The organism is Acinetobacter legionensis (assembly GCF_048551735.1).
Classification (GTDB): Bacteria; Pseudomonadota; Gammaproteobacteria; order Pseudomonadales; family Moraxellaceae; genus Acinetobacter.
In genome coordinates this window covers 110,544-135,133 of the sequence record NZ_JBIMBV010000009.1, presented here as the reverse complement: position 1 = coordinate 135,133, position 24,590 = coordinate 110,544, and the positions used below count along the sequence as shown (strand labels likewise).

Annotated in this window: 27 protein-coding genes, 4 tRNA genes and 1 riboswitch; of the genes, 9 read left to right on the top strand and 22 right to left on the bottom strand. The window is 38.4% G+C overall.

Going from position 1 to position 24,590, the window contains the following annotated elements:
- Positions 1–18: 18 nt before the first annotated feature.
- The gene (gene cysG, locus ACG9ZL_RS10230) at positions 19–1,392 is read left to right on the top strand and encodes a siroheme synthase CysG (protein ID WP_419359923.1); all 1,374 of its coding nucleotides are present in this window, start codon (positions 19–21) and stop codon (positions 1,390–1,392) included.
- 84 nt (positions 1,393–1,476) lie between these two features.
- The gene (locus tag ACG9ZL_RS10225) at positions 1,477–1,956 is read left to right on the top strand and encodes a tRNA (cytidine(34)-2'-O)-methyltransferase (protein WP_419359922.1); all 480 of its coding nucleotides are present in this window, start codon (positions 1,477–1,479) and stop codon (positions 1,954–1,956) included.
- Positions 1,957–2,244: 288 nt separating this feature from the next.
- On the opposite strand, the gene ACG9ZL_RS10220 is transcribed toward ACG9ZL_RS10225, so the two are convergent.
- Together ACG9ZL_RS10220 and ACG9ZL_RS10215 are read right to left on the bottom strand one after the other, a co-directional pair.
- Positions 2,245–2,622, bottom strand: a complete 378-nt coding sequence (locus ACG9ZL_RS10220; protein WP_419359920.1) for a hypothetical protein — start codon at positions 2,620–2,622, stop codon at positions 2,245–2,247.
- Positions 2,623–2,722: 100 nt separating this feature from the next.
- Positions 2,723–3,124, bottom strand: coding sequence for a winged helix-turn-helix transcriptional regulator (locus ACG9ZL_RS10215; RefSeq protein ID WP_419327612.1), 402 nt, complete (start codon positions 3,122–3,124; stop codon positions 2,723–2,725).
- A gap of 167 nt (positions 3,125–3,291) precedes the next feature.
- On the opposite strand from ACG9ZL_RS10215, the gene ACG9ZL_RS10210 reads away from it, so the two are divergent.
- Positions 3,292–3,993: an SDR family NAD(P)-dependent oxidoreductase gene (locus ACG9ZL_RS10210; RefSeq protein WP_336952778.1), complete on the top strand. Its 702-nt coding sequence runs from the start codon at positions 3,292–3,294 to the stop codon at positions 3,991–3,993.
- A 37-nt stretch (positions 3,994–4,030) separates the two neighbouring features.
- On the top strand, positions 4,031–4,588 hold the full coding sequence (locus tag ACG9ZL_RS10205) for a flavodoxin family protein (protein ID WP_419327613.1): 558 nt from the start codon (positions 4,031–4,033) through the stop codon (positions 4,586–4,588).
- 74 nt (positions 4,589–4,662) lie between these two features.
- Here ACG9ZL_RS10205 and ACG9ZL_RS10200 read toward each other — a convergent pair whose 3' ends face one another.
- The 6 genes from ACG9ZL_RS10200 to rpoD all read right to left on the bottom strand — a co-directional run bounded on the left by ACG9ZL_RS10200 (position 4,663) and on the right by rpoD (position 11,432).
- Entirely contained in the window at positions 4,663–6,075 is a 1,413-nt protein-coding gene (locus ACG9ZL_RS10200; RefSeq protein ID WP_004722537.1) for an APC family permease, read from the bottom strand.
- 333 nt (positions 6,076–6,408) lie between these two features.
- A complete protein-coding gene (locus tag ACG9ZL_RS10195) occupies positions 6,409–7,593 on the bottom strand; it encodes an iron-containing alcohol dehydrogenase (RefSeq protein ID WP_336952774.1) in 1,185 nt (394 codons plus the stop codon).
- 3 nt (positions 7,594–7,596) lie between these two features.
- Complete coding sequence (locus ACG9ZL_RS10190; protein ID WP_336952772.1) at positions 7,597–8,130, bottom strand: hypothetical protein; 534 nt, start codon at positions 8,128–8,130, stop codon at positions 7,597–7,599.
- A 79-nt stretch (positions 8,131–8,209) separates the two neighbouring features.
- Positions 8,210–8,899: a lipoyl(octanoyl) transferase LipB gene (gene lipB, locus ACG9ZL_RS10185; RefSeq protein WP_419359919.1), complete on the bottom strand. Its 690-nt coding sequence runs from the start codon at positions 8,897–8,899 to the stop codon at positions 8,210–8,212.
- A 174-nt stretch (positions 8,900–9,073) separates the two neighbouring features.
- Positions 9,074–9,361 carry a YbeD family protein gene (locus tag ACG9ZL_RS10180; RefSeq protein ID WP_004722529.1) on the bottom strand — a complete coding sequence of 96 codons (288 nt, stop codon included), beginning with the start codon at positions 9,359–9,361 and terminating at the stop codon, positions 9,074–9,076.
- A 127-nt stretch (positions 9,362–9,488) separates the two neighbouring features.
- Positions 9,489–11,432, bottom strand: coding sequence for an RNA polymerase sigma factor RpoD (rpoD, locus tag ACG9ZL_RS10175; protein WP_336952768.1), 1,944 nt, complete (start codon positions 11,430–11,432; stop codon positions 9,489–9,491).
- A gap of 331 nt (positions 11,433–11,763) precedes the next feature.
- On the opposite strand from rpoD, the gene ACG9ZL_RS10170 reads away from it, so the two are divergent.
- On the top strand, positions 11,764–11,970 hold the full coding sequence (locus ACG9ZL_RS10170; RefSeq protein WP_004722524.1) for a PA3496 family putative envelope integrity protein: 207 nt from the start codon (positions 11,764–11,766) through the stop codon (positions 11,968–11,970).
- Positions 11,971–12,036: 66 nt separating this feature from the next.
- Positions 12,037–12,561: a YecA/YgfB family protein gene (locus tag ACG9ZL_RS10165; RefSeq protein ID WP_004722523.1), complete on the top strand. Its 525-nt coding sequence runs from the start codon at positions 12,037–12,039 to the stop codon at positions 12,559–12,561.
- A gap of 70 nt (positions 12,562–12,631) precedes the next feature.
- Here ACG9ZL_RS10165 and ACG9ZL_RS10160 read toward each other — a convergent pair whose 3' ends face one another.
- The 3 genes from ACG9ZL_RS10160 to trhO form a co-directional block, all read right to left on the bottom strand.
- On the bottom strand, positions 12,632–13,240 hold the full coding sequence (locus tag ACG9ZL_RS10160) for a LysE family translocator (protein WP_419359917.1): 609 nt from the start codon (positions 13,238–13,240) through the stop codon (positions 12,632–12,634).
- A 586-nt stretch (positions 13,241–13,826) separates the two neighbouring features.
- Positions 13,827–14,426, bottom strand: coding sequence for a DedA family protein (locus tag ACG9ZL_RS10155; RefSeq protein ID WP_419359915.1), 600 nt, complete (start codon positions 14,424–14,426; stop codon positions 13,827–13,829).
- Positions 14,427–14,689: 263 nt separating this feature from the next.
- Complete coding sequence (gene trhO / locus ACG9ZL_RS10150) at positions 14,690–15,622, bottom strand: oxygen-dependent tRNA uridine(34) hydroxylase TrhO (RefSeq protein ID WP_034618212.1); 933 nt, start codon at positions 15,620–15,622, stop codon at positions 14,690–14,692.
- A 235-nt stretch (positions 15,623–15,857) separates the two neighbouring features.
- Here trhO and ACG9ZL_RS10145 point away from each other — a divergent pair, with 235 nt between their 5' ends.
- On the top strand, positions 15,858–16,340 hold the full coding sequence (locus ACG9ZL_RS10145) for a DUF1289 domain-containing protein (protein WP_336952762.1): 483 nt from the start codon (positions 15,858–15,860) through the stop codon (positions 16,338–16,340).
- A 212-nt stretch (positions 16,341–16,552) separates the two neighbouring features.
- Here ACG9ZL_RS10145 and ribB read toward each other — a convergent pair whose 3' ends face one another.
- Positions 16,553–17,212: a 3,4-dihydroxy-2-butanone-4-phosphate synthase gene (gene ribB, locus ACG9ZL_RS10140; RefSeq protein ID WP_419327614.1), complete on the bottom strand. Its 660-nt coding sequence runs from the start codon at positions 17,210–17,212 to the stop codon at positions 16,553–16,555.
- Between the two features lie 108 nt (positions 17,213–17,320).
- A riboswitch (FMN riboswitch) is annotated at positions 17,321–17,478 on the bottom strand.
- A gap of 166 nt (positions 17,479–17,644) precedes the next feature.
- On the opposite strand from ribB, the gene ACG9ZL_RS10135 reads away from it, so the two are divergent.
- A complete protein-coding gene (locus tag ACG9ZL_RS10135; RefSeq protein WP_419359914.1) occupies positions 17,645–19,474 on the top strand; it encodes a DUF2157 domain-containing protein in 1,830 nt (609 codons plus the stop codon).
- On the top strand, positions 19,471–20,103 hold the full coding sequence (locus tag ACG9ZL_RS10130; protein ID WP_419359912.1) for a GDYXXLXY domain-containing protein: 633 nt from the start codon (positions 19,471–19,473) through the stop codon (positions 20,101–20,103). The genes ACG9ZL_RS10135 and ACG9ZL_RS10130 overlap by 4 nt, the downstream gene beginning before the upstream one ends.
- A gap of 56 nt (positions 20,104–20,159) precedes the next feature.
- Here the strand turns inward: ACG9ZL_RS10130 and panD are convergent, their stop codons facing one another.
- The 10 genes from panD to lolB form a co-directional block, all read right to left on the bottom strand.
- Entirely contained in the window at positions 20,160–20,540 is a 381-nt protein-coding gene (panD, locus tag ACG9ZL_RS10125) for an aspartate 1-decarboxylase (protein WP_004722504.1), read from the bottom strand.
- 153 nt (positions 20,541–20,693) lie between these two features.
- Positions 20,694–21,272, bottom strand: a complete 579-nt coding sequence (pth, locus tag ACG9ZL_RS10120) for an aminoacyl-tRNA hydrolase (protein WP_004722502.1) — start codon at positions 21,270–21,272, stop codon at positions 20,694–20,696.
- Positions 21,273–21,292: 20 nt separating this feature from the next.
- On the bottom strand, positions 21,293–21,589 hold the full coding sequence (rplY, locus tag ACG9ZL_RS10115) for a 50S ribosomal protein L25 (RefSeq protein WP_004722499.1): 297 nt from the start codon (positions 21,587–21,589) through the stop codon (positions 21,293–21,295).
- Positions 21,590–21,686: 97 nt separating this feature from the next.
- The gene (locus ACG9ZL_RS10110) at positions 21,687–22,640 is read right to left on the bottom strand and encodes a ribose-phosphate pyrophosphokinase (RefSeq protein WP_004722497.1); all 954 of its coding nucleotides are present in this window, start codon (positions 22,638–22,640) and stop codon (positions 21,687–21,689) included.
- Positions 22,641–22,675: 35 nt separating this feature from the next.
- Positions 22,676–22,750, bottom strand: a tRNA-Gln gene (locus tag ACG9ZL_RS10105).
- Between the two features lie 91 nt (positions 22,751–22,841).
- Positions 22,842–22,916: transfer RNA gene (locus tag ACG9ZL_RS10100), tRNA-Gln, on the bottom strand.
- A 19-nt stretch (positions 22,917–22,935) separates the two neighbouring features.
- A tRNA-Gln gene (locus ACG9ZL_RS10095) sits at positions 22,936–23,010 on the bottom strand.
- 30 nt (positions 23,011–23,040) lie between these two features.
- Positions 23,041–23,115: transfer RNA gene (locus ACG9ZL_RS10090), tRNA-Gln, on the bottom strand.
- Positions 23,116–23,119: 4 nt separating this feature from the next.
- Positions 23,120–23,953, bottom strand: a complete 834-nt coding sequence (ispE, locus tag ACG9ZL_RS10085) for a 4-(cytidine 5'-diphospho)-2-C-methyl-D-erythritol kinase (RefSeq protein ID WP_419359910.1) — start codon at positions 23,951–23,953, stop codon at positions 23,120–23,122.
- A 25-nt stretch (positions 23,954–23,978) separates the two neighbouring features.
- Positions 23,979–24,587, bottom strand: a complete 609-nt coding sequence (lolB, locus tag ACG9ZL_RS10080) for a lipoprotein insertase outer membrane protein LolB (RefSeq protein WP_336952757.1) — start codon at positions 24,585–24,587, stop codon at positions 23,979–23,981.
- Between the last annotated feature and the right edge of the window lie 3 nt (positions 24,588–24,590).

Genomic DNA, 24,590 nt, shown 5'->3' with positions numbered 1-24,590 from the left:
GAACTTTTGAGGAACACTGTGGAAATTTTCCCAATTTCACTAAAACTGCAAGGGCAACCTTGTCTGATTGTGGGTGGTGGGCATATTGCTTACCGCAAAGCAGTATTACTTGCAAAAGCAGGTGCAGTGATTCATGTGATTGCGCCAAATATAGAGCAAAATCTCTTAGATATTGTCCATTCAACCTATGGGCAATATCATGCGGATAAATTTGATTATCAAATTAGCCTAAGTAGCTATCGTTTGGTGATTGCTGCAACCAATGATAAAGCTGTCAATCAAGCTGTTTTTGAAGCTTGTGAAGATTTAAATGTGTTGGTCAACAGTGTTGATGATCCTCCACATTGTCGCTTTATGGTGCCTGCGATCATTGACCGTTCACCACTGGTAGTTTCAATTGCCACCAATGGTGCTTCTCCTGTTTTATCTCGCCAGATTCGTACTCAGCTCGAAGCTTCTATTCCACATGGCATGGGTAAACTTGCTGATTTTTCTGGAAAATGGCGTAAAGCAGTTAAAGAGCAGATTAGTAATCCTGATGAACGTCGAATCTTTTGGGAAGATTTATATGCCAGTCCTTTAAAAGAGCAGGTGTTTAATGACAACCTCAAAGAGGCGGATCGTTTAATTGAACAAGCTTTGACAAAATGGCAAAAACCAAAAGGTGAAGTTTATTTGGTGGGGGCAGGACCAGGTGATCCTGAGCTGTTAACTTTAAAAGCACTTAGACTGATGCAGCAAGCGGATGTGGTGATTTATGACCGTTTGGTCTCTCCAGCAATTTTAGAATTATGTCGGCGTGATGCTGAAAAAATATATGTCGGAAAAGCACGTTCTAATCATTCCGTGCCACAAGATGGTATTAATGCATTACTGGTCAAATATGCCACCGAAGGCAAACGTGTATGTCGTCTAAAAGGTGGTGATCCATTTATTTTTGGTCGCGGTGGTGAAGAAATTCAAGAGCTTTTTGCAGCCAATATTACATTCCAAGTCGTCCCAGGTATTACTGCTGCATCAGGTTGTTCAGCCTATGCTGGGATTCCGCTTACACATCGTGATTATGCACAAAGCGTTCGTTTTTTAACGGGGCATTTAAAAGAAGGTTCACCAGAATTACCCTGGAATGAGCTGGTTTACGAAAATCAGACATTGGTTTTATATATGGGCTTGGTGGGACTAGAAAAAATTTGTGAAAATCTAATATCACATGGTCAACGTCCAAATATGCCAGTGGCTTTGATCTCCAAAGGGACAACCCCAGATCAAAAGGTGGTGGTTGGAACTTTGGCAGATATTGCATCAAAAGTTGAAGAAAACCATATTCAAGCGCCTACTTTGACCATTATTGGTGAAGTGGTGAATTTGCGCGAACAGTTACAGTGGCAATAATATCTGCCTAAATTTTTCTTTAAAAAACTGACATGATCTTTTTTTAAAGTACTTAGGTTGTATTCTGATAAGTAGAGATCTCCCGTGATTCATGTTGTTTTATACGAGCCTGAAATTCCTGCAAATACAGGGAATATCATTCGTTTATGTGCCAATACAGGTGCACAATTACATCTAGTCAAGCCTTTAGGTTTTGAACTGGATGATAAAAAGTTGCGCCGTGCAGGATTGGATTATCATGAATGGGCACATATGAAAGTTTGGGAAAACTTTGCTGAATGTCTGGCACATTTAGAGGTGCAGGGGATTGATCTTGATGCGATTTATCCTTTAACTACCAAAGGTACTGAAACACCGCATACTTCAGATTTAAACCGACCTGTGGCTTTATTGATGGGGCCAGAAACACGTGGCTTACCAGAAGATGTCCGTATGATGTTCCCAAAGGTGCATTGGATTCGTTTACCTATGGCACCGAATTCACGTAGTCTGAATTTATCAAATGCCACCGCAGTGATTCTATATGAAGCATGGCGTCAACAAGGATTTAAAGAATTAAAATAAAAATCATAACCCATCGTTTAGATGGGTTTTTATTCATATTGGTTTATGATTTCCTTTTGAGAAAGAGCGATGTGATTATCTTTGAATAAAAGCGACTTCATCTGTTGGAGGCTTTAAAATGAGTAATCACAATATTTATCTTAATTTTTGCCCTTTCTTTGCTGTGTAGCAAATGTCTGAGCCAGTCATTTTTTCTATAACCGTTCCTAAATAATGTGGACAGTCTGTATCAGAGTGCTCCGACATTTGTACTTTATTATCCATACTTTAAAATAATTCAGATTTTAACTATTTGTTTGGTCCTAAATAGGTCACTGTTTCAGATTTCGGTATACCTTTATAATCTGTGATTAAGATATTCAGTTTAATTTTTTGTCCTTTTTTAAATTCAGAGCGATTCGGGAAATTTCTTAAATTTTCTTCTAAGACTTTGCCGATATAGTATTGACAACCACTATCTGCTCGGCCTACCTCTTGCGCTTTTTTTACAACACCTTTTATGTTGAGTGTTGTTTCCTCAATTTCACCTAAGCCATCTTTATTGATATATAGCGTACGTGTAGAAGTGTTTTCTAAAAGCTTAACCTCTAAATCACAAGAATTTTCATAGGACGCAAAAGCACTATGGCTGAGGATTGCTAGAATAAAGAGCAGTGGAATTTTCATTATTTTTCTCCCTTTGATATGTTTTATTAAAATTATGCTGAGTTTAATCATATTTACAACATATCAAGCTGAGTTAAAGTCATGTTCTGAGTGTTGAGATTTATGCTTCCTGCAACAGAGCTGGCTCATTTTTTGCTTGAATTGCATCAAATTGTTCTTGTGCGCGAATCACATGTTGCACATTGCCTTCAGCCCAGAGCTTAAATGATAAAGCAGTTTGAGCAAACTCAAAGCCTAGAGAGGTTAATGCATATTCAACACGAATCACATTGTTCTCATGAATTGTACGGGTGATAAATCCATCTCTTTCCAGAATTTTTAATTTTTGCGAAAGTACTTTAGGTGAGATCCCTGTTAAGTTTTTTTTCAGTTCATTGAAGTGTTGAGAGTGCTGATGAAGTCGATAAATAATCATCAAAACCCACTTATCTGCAAATTTTTCAAAAAAAGATCGTGCCGGGCAATTTGGATGAAAAATATTAAAATTGAATGCATTAGTCATCAATCTATACCTCTATTTGGAAAGTTATAACCAAGAAATGACCAGTTACCACATAGTAACTAATTGATACTAGATTTCAAAAGTATATCATAAGTTAATCAGGTCAATACAACTTCTGCTGATTGATAGCGTTGATAGACCATTTTATATTTATGAGCGTGGTTTTAATGAAAATAACAGATGCGGTCGTTTTTATTACGGGTGCAAATCGTGGTCTAGGTTTAGCACTTGCCCAGCAAGCGATACAACGTGGCGCCAAGAAAGTTTATGCAGGCATGCGTAATCTTCAAGGTTTTAATCAACAGGGTATTATTCCGATTGTTGTAGATGTCACAGATCCCGTATCTATTCAAAAAGCTGTTGCAGAATGTGGTGATGTCAATCTATTAATCAACAATGCAGGTATTGCACGCTTAAATGAAAGTCCTGTAGACGCAAATATTGCAGCAGTGACACGGACGGTTTTAGATACCAATCTTTATGGTGTGATCAATACGACTCAGCAATTCTCTCCAATTTTAGCAAGCCATTCTGAAAGTTATATCGTCAATATTTTATCGGATGTGTCTTGGGAACCCAGCACGATGTTAGCCAGTTATGCGATTTCTAAAGCAGCAGCATGGTCATTTACCAATTCAACTCGACAATGGTTAGTTAAAGCCAATGTTCATGTGATGGGGGTACATGTCGGTTTTGTCGACACAGATTTAACCCAATCACTCGATATTGCCAAAATTTCTCCACACACAGTGGCGCAACACGTATTTGATGGAATTCAACAAAATGCCTTTGAAGTGTTGGTTGGGGAATCTACCCAACAACTCAAACAAGGTCTAACGGCAACCGTTCCAAGTTATATCAAACATTAATTTTTAAATATTTACCGTCTATATAAGAGGACTTATCATGTCAAAAATCGCTGTTGTTTATCATTCAGGTTATGGCCATACCAAAGTCATTGCAGAAACCTTTGCCAATGAAATTCAGGCAACACTTATCGAAGTGGATCAAGAAGGCAATATTCAAGATCAAGATTGGGACACTTTGGATGCTGCAGATGCAATCGTATTTGGTGCACCAACTTACATGGGCGGTGTGCCTTGGCAATTTAAAAAATTTGCAGATGCATCATCTAAGCGTTGGTTTACTCGTGCATGGGCAGACAAGGTTTTTGGTGGTTTTACCAACAGTGCAAGTATGAATGGCGATAAGCAAGTGACATTAATTTCGTTACACACTTTGGCTTCACAGCACGGTGGTATTTGGGTCAGCCTCGGTTTAGCACCTTCAAACACTAAAAGTGCTACACGTCAGGATGTGAACAGCTTAGGTGGGTCTGTGGGCTTATTGGTTCAATCACCTGCTGATGCCAGTGTTGATGAAATTCCAAGCGGTGATTTAGAGACTGCAAAACAATATGCAAAACGTATCAAAGCGATTACGGAAAAATTTATTGCATCATAATTGCAGTTGATATGACTGAAATAACAAAGGCGCATAAAGCGCCTTTGTTATTTGATTACAAATGCAATAATCAATTATTCATGTTCATTATGTTGTGGTGCAGGGTAGCGGAAACCACGAGTTTTATAGGCTAAATATGCTACACCTAATACAGCCCATGCAAGTCCGAGTTTTAATGCCATTTCATCAATTTCTAACCACATCAAGAATACACTGGCAAAACCAAGAGACGGAATCACCACATAATTGATGATTTCTTTGAGTGATTTTGTTCTGCCATCACGTAAGGCGTAGCGTGAAATCACGGAGAAATTCACAAAACTAAAGGCTGTTAAAGCACCAAAGCTAATTAAGTTGACAATATGCTCAAGGTCAAGAAAACCCGCCGATAACGCAACAACACCGACAATCAAAATATTATAAGTCGGGGTATGTAATTTTGGACTGATGTGACCAAAAATCTTTTTGTTAATCACGCCATCACGACCCATTACATACATCAAACGTGATACCCCAGCATGTGCAGAAATACCAGAAGCCAGTACAGCAATGACCGCAAAATACAACACTAACTTTTTAAATGCGATGCCTGTAATTGCCGTTAGAATTGTTGCATTGCCAAGAGCTTCAAGCATCACAGGTTGAGACTCATCCAGCGGATTAAAGTAAAGATTGGCATTACTTGGGAAAAATAGCTGAATAAAATAGGTACTAAAAATAAAGATAATACCCGCGATCAACGCTGTAGAGAAAATTGCTTTTGGTAAGGTTTTTTCAGCATCTTTGGTTTCTTCTGCAAGGGATGATAACGCATCAAAACCTGTGAAAGAGAAACAAAGAATCGTTGCACCACCGATTAACGCACCAATTGCAGTCATTTCACTCCAGAATGGAGCAAGTGACCATAGTTCAGCTTTATCTGGGTTTAAGGTGCCATCTGCGTAAATACCCTGAGTTAGCAGTAAATAAACTTCATAAACAAAGTAGAAAATGATCGCAAGTTGCACCACAACAATGGTACTGTTAAATCGAGCAACAAAACGTGAACCAAATAGGTTGATCACAGTCATAATTGCAGTTAGTGCTATGACCCAGATCCAGTTATTCACATCTGGGAATAAGGCTCTTAAGTAAATATCAGCCAAAATGATGTTGACGAGTGGAGATAATAAATAATCTAACCAAGAAGACCAACCCACCATAAAGCCGACATTCGGGTGAATCGATTTTTGCGCATAGGTATAAGCAGACCCTGACGAAGGGTAGCGCTTGATCATATGACCATAACTGATAGAGGTCAGAAGAATGGCAACAAGCGCAAAAATATAAGAAGTTGGAACATGTCCATGGCTTCCGTCGGACACTAAACCAAAGGTATCAAATAAGGTAAGTGGCTGAATATACGCTAGACCAATAATGATAATATGCCACAGCACAAGATTTTTTTTCAGTTTTGCTGTGGATTGAGTCCCAGAGATATCTGTCAACGGCGTTATCCTCTTAATCGTTGATCAAGGATCAGTCATATTTATAAGGATCGTTTGAGACGAACGATCCCCCCTAAGAATAAAACAAAAGTGCGCCAATCTACTCTAAAAGGTCACATTTGTCAGTAACTTTGTTCGCTTTTTTAGCAGAAAACGTGCCATCTTGATCAAAAAATAAGTGACTGCCGATTCTGCAAGATAAAAGCCCGATGTTTAGATAAACATCAGGCTATTTACTATCGGGGGCTGTCAACATTTCATCTGGGGACGACATCACTGCAAATATAGACTTAGTGCCAATAGCTCCCTCTATATTGTCGCAATTTTAGACAATTACCAAGCTTTTTCTAAGATCGACTTTAAATCTTTAAAAGTAGCTTCTTTCGGATTGAAAATAATTGAGCCATCATTGAGTGCTTTTTCAGCAACTTCATCCAGCTGTGCTTGAGTGACTTTGCCTGTTTCACTTAGGGTGCGTGGTAGTTTGGTCAAATGATAGAGACGATCACGCATGGTATTTAACGTTTCAATGGCCTTATCTGCACGCTGGTTAGCAGGCGTTTGTGCATAAATATCAGCACCAGCAAGTGGCAGCAAGAGATCGGCAATCTTGTCACCATTGAGGTCTTTGTTGTATTCCAACACATAAGGAAGAAACAGATTCATACATAAGCCATGAGGCAAATGCGCAACTGCACCTAAAGCATGGCCAAGTGAATGTACAATACCAACCATCGAGTTAGAGAATGCGATGCCCGCCATTGTTGATGCCTGAGCAAGTTCTAAGCGACCTGTTGCATCACTAGGGTGATCCAGTACATCAAATAAACTATTGCTAATCTTCTTGATGGCAGCAGTTGCATATGCATCAGAAATTGGATTGGCTGCAATACATGTGTAGGCTTCCACAGCATGCGTCATTGCATCCATCGCTGTCATTGCAGTCAAGTGTGGTGGCAATGTTTGAGTCATACGCGGATCAAGAATAGCCGCATGTGGCATTAAGTAATTCGAGGCAAATGCCATTTTGACATTTTTTTGATTGTCCGATACCACGGCTGCCAAGGTCACTTCTGAACCTGTACCTGAGGTCGTGGGAATGACAAAAAATGGTTTAAGTGGGCGAGGGAGGTTGTGAGCGCCTGAATACTTCAGCAGATCATCACCACCTTCTGAGACTAAAATATTTGCTGTTTTAGAGGTATCAATTACTGAACCACCACCCACAGCAATAATCGCATCACAGTTATTTTCACGATAAGCTTGCGCAGCGGCACGGACTGTTTCAAGGCTTGAATCAGGTGGAACATCATCAAAAATAATGCCAATTTCAATATCTGTAGATTCAAAAGCAGCTTCGATAGGGGCCAAAAGGTGATTTGCACGTACTCCTTTATCAGTGATAATCATGGGACGCTTAGCGCCTAATGATGCGAGTTCGAAAGGAATATGTTCGAGTGCAGCATGACCAGCGATCACTTTTACAGGACAGAAAAATTCGTAATATGGTTTAGCCATGTGTTAAGCACTCCCTTTTAAATATGATTGGGCAACTTTGAGATAGATATTTGCAGCACCCGCCAATTTTTCTTTTAAGCTCAATTCTGATGGATATTCTTTTACAGCGAGCTCTGCGACCAGTTTAGGTAAAATTAATGCTTCCATTTTATTCAGACAACGGACTAAACGGATGGCATGTGCTACATCTCCGTCTGCAATCATACGGTCATTTGCAAAAGCTTGAGCTGTGCTTTCCTGAAATGAAAAGACTAAAAAAGCATGGTGAACATGTTTGAAAATAATCGACAGATCTGGTTTGCCATCTAAAGATTTAACGAGTTCAAGTTGCTTGTTTTGGTTGACTCTGGCAATAAATGAAGCGCCATTTGGAAAAACTTTCATGGATAATGTAAAACCAACAGGGAGTACTGATACTTCATGTTTAATTTCATCATCAACTTGACTCGCCATAACCAAACCTCTGCCAATCACATCCATCATGAGTTTGACATAGGCTTGTTCTAAAGCGGGTTTGATAGATTTACTTGAAATCACTCGCTAATCCCTTATATAAAATTGTACTTTTGTTTTAGAGTAATTACTCTAATTTGTTTTCAGATAAAAATAAAGCGATTTATTTGTGAATGACTTCATGGTCATTTGATTTTTTATCAATGACTTTAATATCACTAAAGTAACCACTCTGTTGAAAATACTCAATCACATCTTTCGATAGTTGGCTGTAATCAGGGTGGTTTGTGATCAGATCACAGACGCGGACCATTTCTAAACCTGCATAACCACACGGATTAATGGTATGGAAGCCGTCTAAATTACAATCAATATTTAATGCCAAACCATGATAACTACGACCTTTACGGATTTTAAAACCGAGTGAACCAATTTTACGTTCATTGACATAAACACCCGGTGCATCAGCTTTGGCATAGGCTTCTATATGATATTTCTTGAGCAGATTGATCATTAAATTCTCTGCATAAGTGACCAATGTACGTACATTCCATTTCAAGCGGTTTAAATCAAACATGAAATAAATCACCATTTGACCGGGACCATGCCATGTCACTTGTCCACCACGATCTGATTGAACAACAGGGATATCACTGTGCATTAAAATATGCTCAGGTTTTCCTGCTTGCCCCTGAGTGAGTACATCAGGATGTTGCAATATCCAAAGTTGATCTGGAGAGTGTTCATCACGTTGTTCAGTAAAAGATTTCATTTCCTGAAAACGCTCGGCATAAAGCGTTAAGTCTTGATATTGACGAATAATCAGATGTGGTTTTAGAACAGCATCGTTCACAGACAAGTGCCCTTAAAATATAGAAATCGCTTTAATTATAAAGAAATTTAGTCTGGAAAAGTGAAAGCAATTGCTGATCATTTGCAAATAAACCAGAGGGGCATATTACACTCCTTAAAATCCTGACGCATAAAAAAACACGCCATTGGGGCGTGTTTTTAAGTCATTTCAGCATTACAACGCAGTACGAATATGTTCGCAAGCCGCAAGGTCAGCATACAAGGCATGCACTTGCTCTAGTTCTTCAAAACGTAGTTGGGCTGTAATCGAATGATATTTACCTGTACGTGATGGTTGTACAACAAGTGTCGCTTCATTAAATTCAGGGAAATGTTTTACCAAAATTTCAACTACAGCACCACGTAATTCTTCACCCGCATTACCAATCAATTTAATTGGGTAATCCATTGGAAAAACCCAAAGATCTTCTTGTAATTCGCGAGATGGAGTGCGGTCTAACATTTTTTCACCTTTAATTTATCAACAATGCCTGCATAAGTGCAGGCATTGTGTTTCTCTTAAATACTTAATGGGGTTACTCGATTGATTTTCAAGTCCCGAAAGTATTCATAGATTGAACAACTTCAAATTAGTCATTTTCGAGGAACGAACGTAAATGTTCTGAACGAGAAGGATGACGAAGTTTACGTAAAGCTTTTGCTTCAATCTGACGAATACGTTCACGTGTTACATCAAACTGTTTACCCACTTCTTCCAAAGTATGGTCGGTCGGCATATCGATACCAAAACGCATTTTTAAGACTTTCGCTTCACGTTCAGTTAAATTTTCAAGTACTTCACGTGTAGCTTCTTTTAAGCCTTCTGAAGTCGCAGCATCAACGGGTGAAGTGATGTTGCTATCTTCAATGAAATCACCAAGATGAGAATCTTCATCATCACCAATTGGAGTTTCCATAGAAATAGGTTCTTTGGCAATCTTAAGAACCTTACGAACTTTGACTTCGTCCATTTCAAGACGTTCACCTAATTCTTCAGGTGTAGGTTCACGCCCCATTTCTTGAAGTAATTGGCGAGATACACGGTTGATCTTGTTAATCGTTTCGATCATATGCACAGGGATACGAATCGTACGTGCTTGGTCCGCGATCGAACGCGTAATTGCCTGACGAATCCACCATGTTGCATAGGTCGAGAACTTATAACCACGACGGTATTCAAACTTGTCTACCGCTTTCATCAAACCAATATTACCTTCTTGAATTAAATCCAAGAATTGTAATCCACGGTTTGTGTATTTTTTCGCAATTGAAATTACCAAACGTAAGTTGGCTTCAACCATTTCCTTCTTGGCACGACGAGCTTTGGCTTCACCAATCGCCATACGTTTAGAAATGTCTTTAATTTCTTTTACGTTTAGATCAAGGTCTTTTTCAATATCAGCAATTTTTTGCTGGAATGCCAAAACATCAGGTCGAACTTTTTCTAAATAGCCTTTTTGTTCAGCAGGTGCCTTTGCAATTTGTTCATCTAACCAAGCTGGGTTTGATTCTTGACCTGGGAACGATGTACGGAATTGTGTACGGTCCATACGACCGCGGCGAACTGCATAACGCATAACCTCGCGTTCAGAAGTACGAATTTGTTCATGCGTACCACGAATCATTTCTGAAATGATGTCAAATAAACGTGGTGTAAATTTAAACATCATAAACACAGTTGCCAGCGCTTCCATTGCCTCAGTCCCTTGGGTACTGTTACGGCCATGTTGAGCAATTGCTACTTTTGCATTATTCCAAACAGCTTCTAATTCTTCAAAACGCGCTTTTGCAATTTCTGGATCTGGGCCAGATTCGCCTTCAGAATCATCATCACTTTCAGATTCTTCTTCTTCATCTTCATCATCCAACTTAACTTCTTTCGTTGGTTTTGCAGACGTATCTACTTCTTCAACGATAACTTCAGCTTCGTCTTCTAAAACCTCGGGAATCACTTCGTCAGATTCAGGATCTAGATAGCCTGATAAAATATCAGCAAGGCGACGCTCGCCAGTTTCGTAATCTTTATATTCTTGTAAAACAACTTCAACAGCATTTGGCCAATAAGCAATCGAATGTAAAACGTCACGAATACCTTCTTCAATCCGTTTGGCAATACTAATTTCGCCTTCACGTGTTAAAAGTTCAACGGTACCCATTTCACGCATATACATACGTACCGGGTCAGTTGTGCGACCTGGTTCATTTTCTACAGAGGCAAGTACTGCAGCAGCTTCTTCTTCTGCAACTTCATCGCCAGCTTCGCTATTCCCTTCAAACATTGCATCATCTGTTTCTGGTGCGCGTTCATGAACAGGAATACCAACGTCTTGAAGCATTTGGATAATGTCTTCAATCTGTTCGCTTTCGGTGATCGAGTCTGGGAGATGATCGTTAACCTCAGCGTAGGTTAAGTAACCTTGTTCTTTGCCTCGGCTAATAAGAGCCGCTACTTGGGAAGTAGGGGAATGCATTTCGCTCATCTTTACTCTCTTCTCGTTGAATCTGTGGCAATGAAAAACCGTGCATAAGCGCACAATTTCTTAAAATATATCTTTGAATAGCTCGAATATCTCATCGGAAGAAATCAGCATAAGACTGTCCGATAAAATATTTAGAAGTTAAATTCAATCAAATAGGTGGGGGTGAAATTGTTATTTTCAAGATCATCCCATGCGTATTCTATTCAGAAAGTGTCATAAAATAGTAAGACGCAGGGTGGATTATATCATTACATAAAATAGGGGCCGAAAAAAGCCCAAATTCGCATTTAAATGTAAAAAAAACCAAAAAAACTTGACAAGTTTTCTGAAGACAGATAAATAGCGCCTAGACCCATTCACTTTTTTTCATTATGAGGTAGTTTTAGTGTCTTCTACAGATTTTGAACTAGATGATAACTACGGTGATGATGATGTTAGTTTCGATGAGTCATCAAGCAAAATTAGCGCCAAAGAATCTTTAGAAAAGCGACGTTTGATCGATGATTTACTTGCTCAACGTCGTTTAGAAAAAGATTTAAAAGATTTTGATTATGACATTGATGATGACGATGATTTTGATGATGAAGATTAAAAATTCATTGGGCATGGCGTGGGAAAATGCTATGCTTAAATCTGATACAAATTTATTGGAAACAAAATGAGTGCTTTAGATTTAGACCTACTGAGTGATTATCTAGATGGTGACCAAAACGAATTTGGTCTAGATTTCGCAGCGACTCATGGTTTCTTGTGCGCAATTGCGGTTGGTCCTACTTTTGATAAATGGCTTGATGAGCTATTTGATAATAACCAAAAGAAAGTTCCAGCAGAAATCATTGTACAAATCAAAGCATGGCTTGAAGCGATTCGACAAAACTTAGCCAATGAAGAAGGAATTACATTTCCTTTTGAAATTGAAGAGGCTGATGTTGAATCAAGCTTAGGTGACTGGAGTGTTGGCTTTGTTGATGCAATGTTCCTCAATGAAGAAGCTTGGTTTGCACCAGAATATGAAGATCAAGTTGTCGATCTCACATTACCAATGATGGTGTTTAGTGGAATTGATGATGAAGATCCTCAAATGGAATCTTTCCGCCGCAATGGTCAGTTAATGGATGAGATTGCTGAAGAAATTCCTGAAAATCTAAATGAAATTTATTTGATGTACCACACACCAAATTAATTTGCGCGTATAAAAAAAGCATGCTCACTGAAAGTGGCATGCTTTTTTTATTGGTGATTTACGCCAATAGTTAAAACCGTGCAAATAATAGGCTACAACCTAAAATAAACAGTAAAAGGCCAATCACACGATTGATCACCACTTGGCGATCTAAAATTTTATTTCGTATGCTGGGATGTGCACAAAATAAGACAATCAAGCCAAACCAAACAAAATGACTCAACGAAATAAACGCACCATAAGCAAAAAGTTGAATGGTCGAACTTCCTGTAGAAGTCATCAGCTGAGCAAATAAACTGATTACAAATAAAGTTGTTTTGGGATTGAGGCTATTGGTTAAAAAACCATGTTTAAACGCTTGCCAGCTACTGATACCAACACCAATTTCATCCAGTTTTATTTTTGACTGGATAAATGTTTTATAGCCAAGATAAATTAAATAAGCAGCGCCAATATATTGAATTGTTTGTAAAAGATAGGGCATATGATTTTTTAAAAAACCCAGACCAAGTAGGCTATAACCCACATGTATCCAGACACCACAAGCAATCCCTAGTGCTGTACTTAATCCAATATTGCGACCATATAAATAACTGTTTCTAGTCACGATAGCAAAATCAGCGCCAGGACTTATTACTGCCAAACAGGTGATTAAGATCACAGCAATCATTTCATTCACTCATGTATCCTTTTTTACACAGTTTTAATTATTTTTATATTTTTCATATATTTGTGTTGGATTAAAACGATAATATTTTGATGAAATGCATGATTTTTTGGAATGAGTGATTCTTGCCTTTGAATTCACTCAAATTTCTCAATTGGTTGGACGTTTTGAGTGCATTGAACATGTGGTGATTTTTTACGATTGCTATGGTGTATTTACTGCGGTTGGGTGAATTTTATACGGTGATGCTATTTATATATGGATTGTGTTTCAGTTGGTGGGCATAAGAAAATATAAACGATAGGCTTATTTTATAAGTTCTATTAAAATCTATTAATCAACATATAGTTGCTTTCATCCTAGAGTTTTCTAAAGGACGAGGACGCTTTCAAGATCCATTTCGCCTGATCATTTTGATTTATGAAAGCCATAATGTTTTTGTGATTTTTTGGAATTCGCTGATTATTTGTTAGACAGCTAATGTTAAGAACATAGAGCTTGGCCAAGCAAAGACAAATTTGTCTGCTCGACTCAATGCACACAAATCTCAATGTACACAAATAGTATGTTTTAACTGAATGCTGGGAGCACAATGTTTTTAGCGCGCTTTTGATTTTTTATAAAAAAAATAAGCAACTAAAATTAAGACAATGCCAATGATCACATAGCCTACGCGACTAAAAATTTGTTGCATGAGTTCTATATTGTTTCCAAAATAATAACCCACACATGCAAGAAAGGTGGTCCAGATAATTGTCCCTACGCCGCTATAGAGCATAAATTTCCAAAAAGGCATATGACTCATCCCAGCAGGGATACTAATCAAAGAACGAACTGCAGGAACCATTCGTCCAAAGAAAACCACGCGATGTCCATATTTTTCAAACCAATCTAAAGCTTTTTTGACCTCGTCAGATTTGATAAAAAGATATTTACCGTAGCGGTCAACCCAATTAAAAATACTTTGATTTGGGATTTTTCGCCCCACCCAATACAACAATGCTGCTGCTACCAGTGAACCGATGCTTCCTGCGATAATCACACCCGATAATAATAATTGACCTTTAGATGCAGCAAATCCAGCCGATGGCATAATCACTTCTGAGGGAATTGGCGGAAAGACATTGTCTAAAAACATCAAAAGAGCAATACCGAAGTAACCAAGTTGCTCCGTGATCGAAATAATCCAATCAGTCATTTTATATATAAAAATAGGGCGTTATGAACATGGTATTGTTTTCATTTATCAAAATATAGTGAGAATTTGTTGTGTTGTTAAAACATTCAAATAAAAACCGCAGTCAATGAGCTGCGGTTGAGTGAAGCATTTTAAAATTATCTCAGCTTGCGTTATGAAACTTGAAAATAGTCTCGCTATTCTCCATTCATGCTTTACGACGTATACGTCTCATGCTCAATTTTAACCTACAACGCAAGCCATTTATGAAATGCTAACAGGCCCTAAAGACGTTTGCGTTTTGCAGCAGTAATTTGTGATTGACGCATACGGAAACCTTCTTTTTGTTTCTCAGATGTTTTATCAATACAATATTTGCAAGAAACACCATGTTCATAACTTGGTAAATCGGCTTCTTCAGGAACCAGTGGCCAACCACATGCATGACATTTAATATTTTCACCTTCTTCCATACCATGTGTCACCGCAGTACGACCATCAAAAACGAAACATTCACCTTCCCACATACTCTCATCAGCAGGGGTTTCCTCAAGGTATTTTAAAATACCGCCTTTAAGGTGATACACCTCGTTAAAGCCTTCTTGAAGGAGTAATGAGGTTGATTTTTCACAACGAATACCGCCTGTACAGAACATCGCAATTTTCTTATCTTTATGCTGCTCAAGTTCTTTTTTTACATATTCAGGGAATTCACGAAAGGTTTCTGTTTTAGGGTCAATCGCACCTTTGAATGTACCTGCTTTATATTCATAATCATTACGTGTATCAATCAAAATCACGTCATCACGCGCGATGAGTTCGTTCCATTGCTTTGGATCAAGATAATGTCCAACAAGATCACGAGGTTTCACCTCTACACCTAAAGTTACGATTTCGTTCTTTAGCTTAATCTTCATCTTACGGAATGGCTTTTCATCACTATGTGATTCTTTATATTCCATGCTGTTAAAGCCTTCATTCAATAAGAATTGATGAATGACGTCAATGGCTTGACGATCGCCAGCAACAGTTCCGTTAATTCCTTCACCTGCAATAATAAGAGTACCGCAAAGGTTGATGGTTTTTACCAAGTCTAAAAGACGTTGTTGAAGATCTGCAGGATCTTGAACTTCTTTGAATTGATAAAGTGCTGCAACAACCCAACCAGAGGTCGCTTGCTGTTCTACAGGTGCAAGCTGTTCTACAGTAGCGTTCATGGAGTACTCCAAATATTTAAGATAGAATAAAATTTAAGGCGCACATTTTAGCGTGATTTACATCAATATGCGAGAAAACCCTAGTCTTTGTAGTGTTTTTTTATTCCCTGAAAAAAATGTGGGTTTTTATACTAAATATAGTGCTTTAAAATATTTTATATACCATATATAGTATTGCGAAAAGATTATTTCGTACCGAAAAAGTGTGTCACATCGTTGATGTAAGGAGTAAATTTTGAGTAACGAACGTCGGATACCTACCTTAACGCCATGTGCTGGTCGTTGTTCAACGGTATTTGGTGATTCTGTTTGTCGTGGTTGCCGTCGTTTTAATCATGAAGTGATCCAATGGAATACATATGATTCAGAGCAACGTTTAGCCGTTTGGAAAAGGCTGGATGCACAGCTCGATCAAATTTTAATTCCGATGTTACCTTTTGCCGATTTAAGACATATCGAAGGTTTTATTTTAGGTAAACGTATACGAGTGATGGACTCAGCTTCTAAAGGACGCAAGTTGTATCATGCATTAAAAATTTGTGAAAAAAATAAACATCTTGCAGAAGAGAGTGGTTTGGGAATTCAAGAGAAACAGGTAAAACCGCTTTGGGATGAATTTGAACGCCGTGTATTGGCATTGGCGAATGCGAGTTATGATTTCGCATGGTTACGCGCAGACGGTATTCGTCAAAGTATTTTACATTTAGAAGATGTTTAAGCCCAGTTCCCGTAATGATCTATTATTTAACAGACCTCAATATTTTGGCTATTTAATTTTAATCAATGTCACTTATAAAAATTAAAACAAAAACGGGCCCTGTCATTTAATCGTACTTTAATCAAGAATACCTAATCAATATTAAAAAGCCAGTCCAAAGATTTGAACTGGCTTTTTTACTCTGTCTAAATGTAATGACTTAAAATATTTTCTTAGACATTGTGTTTTAAACGATACTGAACCAATTCTTCAATGGTAATAAGTGTTAAATGATGCGTTTGTGCATATGCTAAAACTTGAATGCCTGAAGCCATTGTTCCATCAGGATTAGTCACTTCACATAACACACCGGCGGGTTTTAAACCGGCTAAACGTGCTAAATCAATAGAACCTTCTGTATGTCCACGACGGGTTAAAACCCCCCCATTACGACCACGCAATGGAAAAACATGACCAGGGCGATTCAGATCACTTGCGACAGCACCTGTTTTAATTGCAGCATGAATAGTAGTGGTACGGTCTTTTGCAGAAACACCTGTTGTTACACCTTGTGCTGCTTCAATGGTAATGGTAAAAGCCGTTTTAAACTGACTTGAATTGTCCTGAACCATAGGTGGCAGGTCAAGGTGATCTGCTAATTCATCGGTAATGGTTAAGCAGACAATCCCTGAACCATCACGAATCATACGTGCCATAGTTTCAATATTGAGGGTTTCTGCTGCAACAATTAAATCTGCTTCGTTTTCACGATCAAAATCGTCCATGACCAAAACAGGCTTGCCTTGGCGCATATCTTCGATTGCTTGTTCGATACGTTGGTCTGCAGGCGATAGTGCAGAAAAGAAAATTTCGGGTTGAATTAAACTAGACATTGAAACGCTCTCGTAAAGTTAAAATACGGTTGAACATTTCAGGACATTTGAAATAGTGGCGTTACAAAACCTTTTTCAATAAAGAATATTGAAATTTTTAAGCTGTGACGTCGTCTTCTTTCATCCGGACTATACCGTCGGCTTTGGCATTTCACCAAATCTGCGAATCACGATTAAGCGCGATAAGCTCGTGGGCTGTTGGCTCAGGCTTGAAAATCCGTCCAATTTACCACCGGTGGGGAATTACACCCCGCCCTGAAGCGATGTGCATTTATTATAGACACTTTTTTTCTAAATGGATGCTTTTTTTTAGAATGATCAGTACTATAGATAGAACAATAGTTGCTATAGAAAATAATTAAACTTATACATTTAAAAGAATATTTGTGGTCATAGTGATCAACGAATAGCAATACAATAAGGAGACTAAGCTTGATCACGATTCAGCAAGATGTCTATTCATGGCGTAACGATGACTTTGTTAAACACTTACAGGTTTTGGGATTTTCTCTAATTGCAGTCAGTATTTTATATTTGACTGCTGCAAATTGGTTAATGTTGCCTCAGTTTTTTCAATTAGCTATTCCACAAATATTTTTATTACTCAGTGCTCTAGCGAGTATTTTTTTGGCTAAGCATGATTATTTAGTACAGTGTTTACATACAGTAAGTGGCTTGATGATTGGTTTAAGTTTGGCGGTCATAGGTCAAATTTATCAAACAGGGGCAGATAGTTATTTACTATTTTTAATCTGGTCTATTTTATTATTGCCGTGGTTGTATCGTCCGAATATTGGTGTTTTTACATTGCTCTGTATTGTCAGTCAACTCACCTTATTTTTGTTTTTTAAACAAACATTTTGGGCTGATGAATATCCAGTTACATTCTTATTTAGCTTAAATCTTCTGTCATTATTTCAGTTTTATTTTTGTCTTCGTTATTATCAAAAGTTGCGTTATCTCTTTATCCTATGGTTTGGAATTCTTTCAATTTGGCATATGGGGTTATTTTTATATGGTGATGGTGATTTGGCATTCGCCACAACCATGATTTTTAGATTGATAGACGTTAAGATCGCTTATTTAATCTCATCATTTTTTCTTCTTTCTGTCGCATTAACTTATTTTTATCGAAAAAGAGATCAGTTATGTAGTGTACTTTCAGCAGTAGGTTTAGGGATTACGTTTACGCTGGTGATTTTCAAATGGATGAATAGTCTATTTCATGAATCTGAAGTGCTAGGATTATTTTCAATTGCTTTGGTTGTTTTCGCTTGGTTTGCAATGATTACTTTCCTATTGATTAAGTTTATTCCGCAAAACAAATTTAACAATATTCCTATCGCAGTAGGTGCGTGGATTGCAGGTGTTTTATTGGCATCATTGATGCTGACATTTTGGGGTAATTTTTCCTTGATTATGGGGGCCGTTTTTGTAGTATTGGCCGCCTTTATTTTAACAAAGAAACAAGCTTTATTTTTAAGACAGTTCGCTTATTGTATATGGGTCGCAGGGCAAAATGCTGTAATTTTCCATACCTTTGAATGGACTGATCAATTCTTTCCACTTTTCTTTATTCAATTTGCCATGCTGTATCTTAGTTATTTTATTCGCAGCCATTGGTTCTTTATTTTTATCCAGCTATTTGCTTTGTATTTATCAGGTATTGCGTTGATTTGGGATTTAAACGTTCTGCTTGGATTACATCGTTTTGTTGAAAATTTTTCATTTCTGGTCTTATTGAGTTATGGGTTTTATCTCGTAATGATTTGGATGCATCGTATTCAACCCAGTCAATACCAACGAAGTTTAGCATTGGCTAATTTATTAATTATTCTTTCATCCATGGGGTTCTATACACTATTTGGACAATATGAATTAGATAAAATTAGATACCTTCCTATTCTTAGCTTGGGGCTGCCTATTTTGTGGTTGGCTTTGTTTATGGTGTTGAGGATTCGTAATCAATTTAGCTTGATTGCTCAATTGATTTTATTGGCTTTTGCTGCAGTACTGATATTTTATGGCTATTTTGAAATTTTTATTTGTATCGCCATACTTTCATGGGCATTGTCACAGCACGATAGGATTGTCTATGGTTTTGCTTTAGTGACTTTGGCGTTAACCTTATGGTTTATTTACTATGCCTTGAATGTTAGTTTCCTTGTTAAAAGTCTGAGTATTTTTAGCTCAGGATTAATTTTGTTGATACTGACTTGGGTACTGCATAAATTCCAATCAAAAGAGGGGGTAAATACATGAAAAAATTCATTCCTCTTTGTCTTGCTTTAATCTGTATTATTCTTTTTCTAGGCATCATTTTTAAGAATGAACAGCATCTGAAAAATAGTCAGAGTATATATGTCCGCTTACAACCTGCAGATCCTCGTTCATTTATTCAAGGGGATTACATGGCACTGAATTATCAGCTTTACTTAGCTCCTCAGGAGACTAGATTTTCAATTGAAAATCACCTAGATTCAACCAAACCCGCTATAGAGTCTAATGAGACAATCAGTCAGGTATTCTCAGGTCATTATTATGATGATCGTATAAAAAATAAGTCCTCTGTTTTGAATTATGTAGCATTAGATCAACAGAAAAAGGTAGCACATACTTATTTTGAAAAGCCTAAAGATGCGCAAACTGTAAAATTGATTTTGAAAAACCCTGATAATCGATATACATCATTATATCCAGCTGCAAAAAGTTTTTTATTCGCTGAAGGTTTGGGGCAATGCTATCAAGCTGCACATTATGCAGAATTTAAAGTAGATCGACAGGGGAATGCGATTCTTGCATCTCTGAGAGGAAAGCAACTACAAGATTTAGACTGTGAGAATAAACAACGTTGGCGTGATGGTTTTAGTTCTGTAAATAAATCATCATAAGCTGAGTAGGCATAAAAAACCCGCATCATTGCGGGTCTTGAATCATTTGTGTGCAATTATGCAACTTGAACAGGGATACAGTTTGCTGTGTGATTTACTGTATTGTCTGGATTTGCATATACAAGACGTGGTTTATGCGCATCAGCTTCAGCATTAGTAAAATCACCAAATGTGGCAATAATCATTAAATCACCAACATCAGCTTGAAGTGCAGCACCACCATTGACTGAAATGATGCCTGAACCTTCTTCGCCACGAATCGCATAGGTTGTAAAGCGCTTACCATTAGTCACGTTCCACATATGAATTTCTTCATATTCACGGATACCAGCTAAATCCAAAAGAATACCGTCGATTGCACAAGAACCTTCATAATGTAATTCTGCTTGTGTAACAACACAACGATGGATTTTTGCTTTTAATAAACGAGATAGCATGATTTGCGTCTCCAGAGTAGCCCTTACAATTGTTATCTTGTGTTGAAGCAACAATTTTCAATGGGGGGATGCATTTGAAAGCGCATTTTGCTCTTAAAAATGAATCATGGCAAGAAAAATTGTTGAACAAAGAACATAAAATTTAGGTTTAAATTATGCTTTATAAGCATTGATTTGATTCATTGCTTGCTGAATCTCACCATTAACCAATAATTTTGTTTTGCCTAAAGCATGGTGTATTGCATCATCCATTAAAGTCTGTTCACTGCTTGGTGCTTTACCCAGTACATGTCCTGAAACTTTTTCTTTAGCGCCGGGATGACCAATGCCAATACGTAAGCGATGAAAATTAGAACCAATATGAGGAACAATGTCACGTAGACCATTGTGACCACCATGTCCACCGCCAGTTTTTAAACGAATGACGCCCGGATTCATATCCAGTTCATCATGAGCGATGAGAATTTCTTCTGGTTTAATTTGGTAGAATTTTGCAAAGGGAACAACACTTTGACCAGAAAGGTTCATAAATGTTGTGGGCAATAGTAGACGAACATCTTGTCCTTCAATATTACCGCGACCACTGATTCCTTTGTACTTTGAATCAGTTTTTAATGTAATACCATATTGTTCTGCAAGGCGTTCGACGAACCAAAAGCCTGCATTATGGCGGGTTTGGGCATATTCAGAACCTGGATTACCCAAACCAATAATCAGTGAAAGTTTACTCACTCATTTACACCATTTAACATTTATGCGCGTTTAAAGTCAGCGTGCATTGGTGTGTTTTTAGCTGGGTGACGTTGTAAAGCTTGGATTTTAACGCTTTCAACTTTACCTTCGATGTTAAGATCAATAACTTCTTCAAAGAAAGAGTTATTTTCTAAAGCTTTAACAAGCTCGCGAAGTTCTAAAGTAACCGCTACAGGTTCAGCAGAACCACCATAGATGATCGCTGGAACTTTGTTTTGAAGACGAAGGCGGCGGCTCGAACCTTTCCCTTGAACTGCTTCTTCACGTGCTACTGCATTTAATACGAAGTTTGCCATGATGACATTTCCTCATTGAGTGTAATTGACTGAACTTTCGACCAGCCCAGTGATATAAAGCCCTACCAAAGAGTAGGGCTTTGAAAATTTGGCGCTATTATAGATAAGAATCGAACATTGCGCTAATAGATTCTTCGTTGTTAATACGACGAATTGTTTCAGCAACCATACTTGCTACTGAAACTTGGCGAATCTTACCAAGTTTTAATGCTTCATCTGAAAGTGGAATTGTGTCAGTAACAACCAATTCATCAATTACAGATTTGCTTAAATTTTCGAGTGCTTTACCTGATAGTACAGGGTGCGTTGCATAAGCAACCACTTTACGAGCACCAAAAGTTTTTAGTGCATCGGCAGCTTTACACAAAGTACCAGCTGTATCAACCATGTCATCGACAATCACACAGTCACGATCACGTACATCACCAATCAAATGCATCACTTGTGATTCATTCGCTTTTTGACGACGTTTATCAATAATTGCAAGGTCGATATCACCCATTTGTTTTGCAACAGCACGTGCACGAACTACACCACCAACGTCAGGTGAAACCACCATTAGGTTGTGATGTTGTTGTTGACGTAAGTCAGCAAGCAAAGCAGGCGTACCATAGATGTTATCTACAGGAATATCAAAGAAACCTTGGATTTGGTCAGCATGCAAATCGATCATTACAACACGGTCAATACCAACAGTGGTGAGCATGTCTGCTACAACTTTTGCAGTAATTGGAACACGAGTTGAACGAGGACGACGGTCTTGGCGTGCATAACCGAAGTATGGAATTACAGCAGTAATACGACCAGCACTTGCACGACGCAAAGCATCTGCCATTACTAAGATTTCCATAAGGTTATCATTCGTAGGGGCACAAGTGGGCTGTACGATAAACACGTCTTTACCACGCACATTTTCAGTAATTTCGACAGTGATTTCACCATCAGAAAATTTACCTACAGCAGCAGCTCCCAAAGGGATGTGCAAATGGCTAACGACTTTTTGGGCGAATTGTGGATGCGCAGTTCCACTAAAAACGACAAGATTGGGCATGAAGCACCCTTGGCGGTTGGCAGATTTGAATTAGATGGCAGGGGCGGCTGGATTCGAACCAACGGATGCCGAGATCAAAACCCGGTGCCTTACCACTTGGCGACGCCCCTAATGCGGCAGAATTTTAGTGTTTTTGCATGTCTCTGTCAAGGTAAATCAACATTAAATACAAATTACTATGTTCTGTCTTTTTTGAGAAAATGGCAGGGGCGGCTGGATTCGAACCAACGGATGCCGAGATCAAAACCCGGTGCCTTACCACTTGGCGACGCCCCTAATTTGATGTTGTATTTAATGGCAGGGGCGGCTGGATTCGAACCAACGGATGCCGAGATCAAAACCCGGTGCCTTACCACTTGGCGACGCCCCTAAAATACAACGATCTACAGATGAAAAATGATGGCAGGGGCGGCTGGATTCGAACCAACGGATGCCGAGATCAAAACCCGGTGCCTTACCACTTGGCGACGCCCCTATCATTACACTGTAAAATGAGTGAGTGGTGATTCATTCAAACTGTTGACCAAATAGGCTTTACAGGGTGAATACTTTAAAACATCATCAATCTTCATTTGTTCAGTGACTTCAACAAAAACACAAGCACCTGTACCTGTAAGCTTTGCTGTACCGAACTGATCTAAATACTGCATTGCTTCATCAACTTCAGGATATAAATTTCTTGCCAGTGGCTCAAAATCATTTCTAAAATTGGATGGCTTTAGCTGATAGGCGCAAAATTTAGTAGGCTTCGTATCTCTTGTCAATGTTTTTTGCGAAAAAAGTCGTTGAGTGCTGATAAAACAATCAGGTTTTAACACAATGTATTGTTTTTGATCTAAGTCTATGAATGTTAAGTGTTCACCTATACCTTCAGCCCAAGCATTACGACCATGAACAAAGATTGGAACATCTGCACCCAATTTCACCCCAAGCTCAGCCAGTTGCTCAGTATTTAAACCGCACTGCCAAAGTTGATTGACCACGACCAATGTAGTGGCAGCATTGGAAGAACCACCACCTAGACCTGCACCCATTGGAATATTCTTTTCGATACGAATTTTTAAACCAGATGGCTGTGTGGCATAAGGTTTTAAAATTTGAACCGCTTTATAAATCAGATTATGTTCCAAATCGACGTTACTAAAACCTTCAAGACTGATTTCTGGTTGAGAATGTTCTGTTTGGGTGAATTCTAACCAGTCATACAAATCAATCAGCTGAAAAATACTTTGCAACTCGTGATAGCCATTTTCACGGCGACCTGTGATATGCAAAAACAAATTCAATTTTGCTGGAGAGGGAACACGAATCATAGATTTCATTGTCTAAGGTAAAGATTTAGCGGTTTTGAATCACCATTGTAATACGATTTTCCTGACCAGATTCAAGTTGTTGTTTTAAAATCAGCTTGTTGGGCAAGCTTGCTTGATTATTATAACTAAAATCTACAGTCCAGCCATCTTCAATGATTTGAGCAATACGTTGAGTATTGTCTCTTGTGATTTGTGCATTTTCAGTGGCAGGGTAGGCTTGAACCCAATCGACAATATGCGTAATAGGTGCATTCCAGCCTGTGGCTTTTTCAAGCAGTTCTTCTGGTGTTTCAGCCGAAATTGACCCTGTTTTAGCGCTGTTTAGAGTAACTTCCCCAGATTTTCCTTCAATAATGGTTTTGCCAATGCCTAAGATCCCATTCAATTGGATGTTAAAATCTTGTTGGTCTTGCGTCCATGTATAGAACGCACTGCCAGACTGTTTAGGTGTTTTTACCCCAATTTTCCCTTCAAGATTAAATTGATTTGACGGTTTTTGCTGAGGCGCTGTGGCATCAGTGGGTGCCGTAAGCGTTGGTGTGGTTGGTGCAGGCTTTACGACTTGCTGACAACCCGTGAGTGTAAAAACGGTTGCTGCAGTTAGGCTACAAAAGATCTGTGGAATGTGACGCATACA

Coding starts and splice junctions, on each gene's coding strand:
- ACG9ZL_RS10220 (WP_419359920.1), bottom strand. CDS start 2,622: ATGAAAATTCCACTGCTCTTTATTCTAGCAATCCTCAGCCATAGTGCT.
- ACG9ZL_RS10215 (WP_419327612.1), bottom strand. CDS start 3,124: ATGACTAATGCATTCAATTTTAATATTTTTCATCCAAATTGCCCGGCA.
- ACG9ZL_RS10210 (WP_336952778.1), top strand. CDS start 3,292: ATGAAAATAACAGATGCGGTCGTTTTTATTACGGGTGCAAATCGTGGT.
- ACG9ZL_RS10205 (WP_419327613.1), top strand. CDS start 4,031: ATGTCAAAAATCGCTGTTGTTTATCATTCAGGTTATGGCCATACCAAA.
- ACG9ZL_RS10195 (WP_336952774.1), bottom strand. CDS start 7,593: ATGGCTAAACCATATTACGAATTTTTCTGTCCTGTAAAAGTGATCGCT.
- ACG9ZL_RS10180 (WP_004722529.1), bottom strand. CDS start 9,361: ATGTTAGACCGCACTCCATCTCGCGAATTACAAGAAGATCTTTGGGTT.
- ACG9ZL_RS10165 (WP_004722523.1), top strand. CDS start 12,037: ATGAGTGCTTTAGATTTAGACCTACTGAGTGATTATCTAGATGGTGAC.
- ACG9ZL_RS10155 (WP_419359915.1), bottom strand. CDS start 14,426: ATGACTGATTGGATTATTTCGATCACGGAGCAACTTGGTTACTTCGGT.
- trhO (WP_034618212.1), bottom strand. CDS start 15,622: ATGAACGCTACTGTAGAACAGCTTGCACCTGTAGAACAGCAAGCGACC.
- ribB (WP_419327614.1), bottom strand. CDS start 17,212: ATGTCTAGTTTAATTCAACCCGAAATTTTCTTTTCTGCACTATCGCCT.
- ACG9ZL_RS10130 (WP_419359912.1), top strand. CDS start 19,471: ATGAAAAAATTCATTCCTCTTTGTCTTGCTTTAATCTGTATTATTCTT.
- panD (WP_004722504.1), bottom strand. CDS start 20,540: ATGCTATCTCGTTTATTAAAAGCAAAAATCCATCGTTGTGTTGTTACA.
- rplY (WP_004722499.1), bottom strand. CDS start 21,589: ATGGCAAACTTCGTATTAAATGCAGTAGCACGTGAAGAAGCAGTTCAA.
- ACG9ZL_RS10110 (WP_004722497.1), bottom strand. CDS start 22,640: ATGCCCAATCTTGTCGTTTTTAGTGGAACTGCGCATCCACAATTCGCC.
- ispE (WP_419359910.1), bottom strand. CDS start 23,953: ATGATTCGTGTTCCCTCTCCAGCAAAATTGAATTTGTTTTTGCATATC.
- lolB (WP_336952757.1), bottom strand. CDS start 24,587: ATGCGTCACATTCCACAGATCTTTTGTAGCCTAACTGCAGCAACCGTT.